This is a genomic window from Rhodococcus sp. EPR-157 (genome assembly GCF_001647195.1).
Classification (GTDB): Bacteria; Actinomycetota; Actinomycetes; order Mycobacteriales; family Mycobacteriaceae; genus Rhodococcoides.
This window is the reverse complement of the sequence record NZ_LVCV01000069.1, coordinates 23,686-30,369: the sequence shown is the minus strand read 5'-3', so window position 1 is coordinate 30,369 and position 6,684 is coordinate 23,686. Positions and strand designations below refer to the sequence as shown.

6 protein-coding genes are annotated in these 6,684 nt (G+C 62.9%); all 6 read left to right on the top strand.

Annotated features, from left to right (window positions below; all coding sequences use genetic code 11):
- Positions 1-62: 62 nt before the first annotated feature.
- The 6 genes from A2J03_RS03005 to A2J03_RS02980 are packed head-to-tail and all read left to right on the top strand — an operon-like array spanning position 63 to position 6,623.
- A complete protein-coding gene (locus tag A2J03_RS03005; protein ID WP_068369511.1) occupies positions 63-1,265 on the top strand; it encodes a cytochrome P450 in 1,203 nt (400 codons plus the stop codon).
- Positions 1,258-2,664, top strand: coding sequence for an aldehyde dehydrogenase family protein (locus A2J03_RS03000; RefSeq protein WP_068369509.1), 1,407 nt, complete (start codon positions 1,258-1,260; stop codon positions 2,662-2,664). The genes A2J03_RS03005 and A2J03_RS03000 overlap by 8 nt, the downstream gene beginning before the upstream one ends.
- Positions 2,661-3,449, top strand: coding sequence for an SDR family oxidoreductase (locus A2J03_RS02995; protein WP_068369508.1), 789 nt, complete (start codon positions 2,661-2,663; stop codon positions 3,447-3,449). Before A2J03_RS03000 ends, A2J03_RS02995 begins: the two co-directional genes overlap by 4 nt.
- Entirely contained in the window at positions 3,446-4,906 is a 1,461-nt protein-coding gene (locus tag A2J03_RS02990) for a pyruvate, phosphate dikinase (protein ID WP_068369503.1), read from the top strand. Before A2J03_RS02995 ends, A2J03_RS02990 begins: the two co-directional genes overlap by 4 nt.
- Positions 4,907-4,911: 5 nt before the next feature.
- Positions 4,912-5,607: a TetR/AcrR family transcriptional regulator gene (locus tag A2J03_RS02985; protein ID WP_068369502.1), complete on the top strand. Its 696-nt coding sequence runs from the start codon at positions 4,912-4,914 to the stop codon at positions 5,605-5,607.
- Positions 5,604-6,623: a ferredoxin--NADP reductase gene (locus A2J03_RS02980; protein WP_068369501.1), complete on the top strand. Its 1,020-nt coding sequence runs from the start codon at positions 5,604-5,606 to the stop codon at positions 6,621-6,623. The genes A2J03_RS02985 and A2J03_RS02980 overlap by 4 nt, the downstream gene beginning before the upstream one ends.
- The last annotated feature ends 61 nt before the right edge of the window (positions 6,624-6,684 follow it).

Genomic DNA, 6,684 nt, shown 5'->3' with positions numbered 1-6,684 from the left:
CCACCGAGAAAGTGTGGTTTAGTGAAACCCGAGTCGCAAACCAGAATTGTAGGGAGGACACGATGACGATCACCGAGGACGTCGACCTGATGGACCTTCGTCCGTTCGCGGAGGGGTCCGACCACCAGATCTTTTCCCACCTTCGCGACGCAGATCCGCTGCACTGGAACGAGGAGGCAAACGGTCCTGGATTCTGGTCGGTCACCCGCTACGAGGACGTCAAGACGGTTGCGTCCACATTCGAGGACTTCTCGGTCACCGAGGGAACCCAGATCGCCAGCAGACGCGCAGAGGGTGAAGGCGCACGCAGCATCCACCATGTCGATCCACCCGAGCACGGCCCTCTCCGCGGCATCGTCACCCCGCATGTGCGCCCGGTGAAAATCAAGTCTCTCGAGAAGGATATCGCGGCGGTGATCGATTCACTGCTCGACGACGCAATCGATGCGGGAACCGTCGACCTGGTCGCGTCCATCACTTCCCAACTTCCGCTGGTGATGATCGGGCGCCTTCTCGGTGCTCCGCTCGAGGACTGCCCGAATCTGCTGAGGTGGACCAATCAAATGGCCAGCGAGGATCCCGACTACTCCGAAGGACCGGAGACCGCGGTGAAAGCCCGCGACGAGGTATTCGGCTACTTCCGTGAACTCGAGGAACTGCGCAAGAAGTGCCCGGCCGACGATTTGATCAGCGTCTTGACTGCTGCCGAACTCGACGGACAGCCCCTCGCGCGCGGCTATCTCGACGCCTATTACCTGATCCTCATGGTGGCCGGCAACGAAACTACCCGCAATCTGCTTTCCGGCGGTGTCCAGTTGCTGCACGAGAATCCGCAGTGGTGGCAGTACATGCGCGAGAATCCAGGCAAGATTCGAGTTGTCGTCGAAGAAATGGTGCGTATGACCTCGCCTGTCCTTTCCATGCGGCGGACCGCCACTCGAGATATCGAGATGCACGGTAAGACGATCCGCAAAGGCGACAAGGTCGTCATGTGGTTCTGTTCTGCAAATCGTGACGACCGAGTGTTCGAGCATCCACAGGAATTCCGCGGAGACCGATTCCCCAACGAGCACCTCGGGTTCGGCTGGGGCGCACACGCGTGCCTCGGCGCCAACCTCGCACGGCTCGAAGCGAAACTGTTCTTCACACGAATCGTCGAACACGGACTACGCATGGAGGTCACCGGTGACGTGAGCCGACTTCGAAGCAATTTCTTCCGAGGTATCAAGACCCTCCCGGTGGAAGTGACACGCATCGATGGCTGAGCAGGCAGCATCCCTCATAGACGGGACCCCGTCACAGGTCGGCGAGAGCATCACGGTCATCGATCCGTTCACCGGGGAATCCATTGGATCCACGCACGAATGCGGCGCACAGACAGTCGATCTCGCCGTCCGTGCCGCATCCCGAACGTTCGAGGAATGGTCGCGCACCCCAGTGGACGAACGCGCCGGAGTCCTCGAACGCGCCGCTGACCTGCTCGACCGACGATCCGCCGAGGTTGCGTCGACCGTTACCCGCGAGATGGGCATGCCCATCAGGCTCGCCACGGTGACGCAGTCGCAGCTTCCCGCGTCGGTACTGCGGGCCGCAGCCGGCACCGCGCGATCGTTCCCCTGGATCGAGGACATCGACGGCGCGCAACTGCAGCGCCGCGCCAGCGGAGTCGTCGCTGCCATCACACCGTGGAACATGCCGGTGCACCAGATCGTCGCAAAAGTTTCAGCGGCACTGGGAGCCGGCTGCACCGTCGTACTCAAGCCATCCGAGGCCACCCCGTTCGACGCCGTGGCCATTGCGCAGATCTTCCTCGACGCCGGACTCCCCCGAGGCGCGTTCAACGTGGTCCAGGGAACGGGCGAAGTCACCGGATCCGCCTTGGCCGCTCACCCCGGGATCGCGCACGTGTCGTTCACCGGAAGTGTCGGTGCAGGACGCGCCGTCGCCGCACTCGCAGCTGGCACACTCGCGCGCACGACGCTGGAACTCGGGGGCAAATCACCGGCAGTGATCCTGCCCGACGCCGACCTCGACGTTGCCATCGCAGGCGCCCTCGGCAGTGCGCTCGTCAACTCGGGCCAGGCGTGCAATGCACCGACGCGCATGGTGATACCCGTGCAGTCGGCAGGCGAGATCGAACAACGAATCGCCGCCGTCGCCGCCACGCTCGTTCTCGGCGATCCTTCCGACCCCGCGACGACGCACGGTCCGTTGGCATCGAAGCGGCAACTCGACCGCGTCGTCGACTACGCGCAATCAGCGCTCGCCGACGGCGGACGCTTGGTCGTCGGTACCGGCAAACCGGAAAGCGGTTGCTTCATGGCTCCGACCGTCGTCGCCGATCTGCCCGCGACCACGCGCGCTGTACGCGAGGAGATCTTCGGCCCCGTCGTCGTACTTCAGACCTACCGGGACATCGACGACGCCGTGCGCATTGCCAACGACAGCGACTTCGGCCTGTCGGCGGAGGTCTGGTCCGGTGATCGAGACACGGCGAAGGTTGTTGCCTCGAAACTACATGTGGGGCAGGTGAAAGTGAACGGCATCCGCACCAGGGAACGCCCATCGGTTCCGTTCGGCGGCGTCAAACAATCCGGCTACGGACGTGAACTCGGCGCCCTCGGGTTGGGCGAATTCACCGACGTGACGGCGGTGATGGCATGACGCTCGTCGTCACGGGCGCGGCCTCTGGCATCGGATTGGCTCTGGTCCGCCGAGCGCTACAGGCGGGCGTCGAAGTATGGGCCGTGGACCGCAACCGGTGCCCCGAGCCCGAGGCGCCCACCGTCCTGTGCGATCTGTCGAATTCCGCGCAGATCGCGTCGCTGGAACTCCCACCACAGATCGACATGCTCGCCAACGTCGCAGGTGTACCTGGAACTGCGCCCCCGGAACTCGTGCTCGCGGTCAACACACTCGGCATGAGGCTACTGACTACACGATGCCTCGACGCCATGTCCCGAGGCGGCCGTATCGTCAACGTCGCGTCCGTGGCCGCACACCGGAATACGCTCGAACTGCCGGATATTGCGAGCCTGCTCGAAGTAGCCGATCGTGCTGATCTCGATGCGTGGCTCGCCGCACACCCCCTCGGCGGACCCGCTGCCTACGACACTTCCAAACGAGCTGTGCTCGAATGGACATCGTCGTTGGCTGCATTCCTGATCCCACGGGGTATCGGCGTCGTATCCGTCAGCCCCGGCCCGACCGAAACACCGATTCTGACCGACTTCACGACAAGCATGGGCGCCGCGTCGATCGATAGATCGGCAGCTGCAGTCGGAAGGCACGGAACCGCCGACGAAATCGCTGCGGTAGTCGAATTTTTCCTCTCCCCCGACGCCTCCTGGACCAACGGTATCGACGTTCCCGTCGAAGGTGGACTGTTCGCCACCCGAGCCGCGCTGATCCCGAATCCCCTTCACCTCGAGAAAGGACTCGTTCCATGAGCCTTCCGACGATAGTCGACCTGAACGGCACCGAACCCGGGAGCCGCGAGCTGCTCGGCGGTAAGGCGTACAGCGTCAACAAGATGCGTGCCCTGGGTCTCCGTGTGCCGCCGGCATTCGCGCTGACAACTCCTCTGTGCGCGCAGTATCACGAGAACAACGGCTCGTTGACCGACGATCTGTGGACCGAGGTGCTCGAGCACCTCTCGCGCCTCGAACACGAAACTGGCCGCACGTTCGGCGTCGGGCCGTTCCCGCTACTCGTGTCCGTGCGGTCCGGTGCGGCGCAGAGCATGCCGGGGATGATGGACACCGTTCTCAATCTCGGTCTCACGGAGTCGCTCCGCGACGAACTCGGCGCCGCCACCGGGGACGAAGCCTGGGCGCAGAACACATGGACCCGGTTCCGTGAGAGCTACACCTCCATCGTCGGCCCGGTTCCCGCCGACCCGTACGAACAATTGCGGAACGCAATCGGTGCGGTCTTCGACTCGTGGAACAACGAGCGTGTCGCGGCATATCGCTCTCGCCATGGACTCGGTGCAGGCAAGGGAACCGCAGTGACCATTCAGGCCATGGTGTTCGGCAACCGCGACGAACGCTCCGGTACCGGTGTGTTGTTCAGCCGCAACCCGAGCTCGGGCGAAAACGTCCTGTTCGGCGAGTGGCTCGCGCAAGCGCAAGGTGAAGACGTGGTGTCCGGTGAACGGACACCGTCACCACTGAGCCATCTGCGCGAGGCTATGCCGCACCACTTCGCCGAGCTCGAGCGGATTGCATCTGTGCTGGAGAAGGATCACCGCGACCTCGTCGACATCGAGTTCACCATCGAAGGTGACGTCCTCTACGTCCTACAGTGCCGTAAGGGGAAACGATCTGCTGCCGCTGCAGTACAGGTCGCGGTCGATCTGGTCCACGCCGGCGTGATTTCTCGACCCGAAGCCCTGGCACGGATCACGACCGAACACGTTCGGTCACTCGAAGACAACGATGGGATCGCAGCGGGAGCACCTGTGGTCGCACAGGGAAACGGTGCGAGCCCGGGCACGGCAACGGGTGTAGCGGTCACCGACACCGAGGAAGCCCAGAACCTCGCCGCCGAAGGCGTATCGGTTGTGTTGGTTCGTCCCTCGACCGCACCCGACGACGTACCGGCAATGTTCGAATCCGTCGCTGTCGTCACCGAAGTCGGCGGCTCGACATCTCACGCAGCGCTCGTCTGCCGCGAGATCGGACTATCGTGCGTCGTCGGCTGTGGACCGGGAACCGTTGCGGCATTGCAGGGGCGGACGATCACAGTCGACGGTGCGTCCGGGAAGATCTACGAGGGGAACGTACTCGAAGCAGGCACCCAGACGCACGCGGCCCTGACGGAGCTGTTGACGTGGCTGCCGGATCCGCTCCCCGCCGACCACCATCTGGCGTCGGTAACCCGCCGTCCACTCGAAAGCGCCTGACCGACATGACCGAAAATGTGGATACCACGGGAATCGATGCCGAGTTCACGCGCGCCGGGCTGGTCGAGAACAACGCCGCGCTTCCGAAACGAGCGAACCGCCGCGGTGAGCAGACACGCGACAAGATCATCGCAGCCGCGACCGAATGCTTCACCGAATACGGGTACACCCGGACTCGGATCTCCGACATCACTCACCGAGCCGACACTGCACAGGGCAACTTCTACCGTCACTTCACCGGACTGGACGACGTGTTCCTCGCGGCCCTACGACCGGCTTTGGAAGAACTGTCGAACTCGCGGGGCCGACCCGACCGCGCACATGGCGAGCTTGTCTCGCTCATCGAGGTCAACACGACCTACTTGCAGACCTATGCACGCCACCGACACATGCTGCGATTGCTGCGTGAAGCCGGTGCGGCGAGTGCGAACGAGGGATTCCAGCAGCTGTGGCTGAACCTGCGGTCGGACTATGTCGCACGAACGAGGCGGTGGCTCGAGAGGCTGGCAGAAGCTGGTGTCGTCGAGAACCAGAATTTCGAACTGCTCGCCGAGACACTCGGCTGCATGACCGAGCAGTTGGCCTACGTCCACATCGGACTTCCCACCAGTACACCGAAGCGTGAGCGAATCGACGAACTCGGCAAGATACTCGGCGAGGTATGGCATCGATCTCTTCCGCTGAAGGCAGGTGCGGAATGACTGTCGTCGAACCGCGGGTCCTGGGCGTGGAAGTCGAGATTCACGACGTCGTGCAGGAGACCGCCGATGCCATCTCGATCGTGTTCGACACGGACTTCACCTACACGCCCGGACAATTCCTCACCTTGCGGATACCGAGCGAGCAGACCGAGTACGTCGCTCGCTGCTACTCGCTTGCGAGCTCACCCGCTACGGAGACGAAGCTGAAAGTCACCGTCAAGCGCACGCGCGAGGGATATGCATCGAATTGGCTGTGCGACAACGCCAAGCCCGGACTCAAGCTCCGGGTCCTGCCGCCGACCGGCACGTTCACGGCGGCAACCTTCGACCACGATCTCGTACTGTTCGCGGGCGGCAGCGGAATCACTCCTGTCATCTCGATCCTGAAGTCGGCGCTGGCTGCCTCGAATGTCGACGTGGCACTGTTCTACGCCAACCGGGATCGCGAATCAGTCATATTCGACGAGGAACTGTCGAACCTCCAGGCCCGCCACAGTGGTCGTTTCAGCATCGAACATTGGCTCGAGTCCGATCGCGGCATCCCCTCGGCAGAGCAGTTGCGGGACTACGCGTCGAGCTTCACCGACCGACACGCGTACATTTGCGGACCCGGGCCGTTCATGTCTGCAGTGGAATCGACCTTGCACCAACTGAATTTGCCGAACAAACATGTACACATAGAACAATTCGTGTCGCTGTCCGGTGACCCGTTCGTTTTGTCACTCGAATCACCGACGTCCAGGAAGTCGTCGACGGTGTCGGTCGAATTGGACGGCGAAGTACATTCTGTGGACTGGCCGGCCGAATCCACGCTGATCGATGCTTTGCTCACCGCGGGGATCGATGCGCCGTATTCCTGCCGTGAGGGCGAATGTGGCTCGTGCGCATGCACATTGCGATCGGGCACTGTCGAACCCGGCATCGTCACCGCACTCTCTGCCGAGGATGTCGAGGACGGGTACATTCTGGCGTGCCAGGCTACGCCGATCAGCGATCACCTCGAAGTCGAGTTCTGACTCCTGACCGGTCCAAATCCGAACGTGTCTCGACGAAGTCGGACACCGTGTCGCCGCTTAG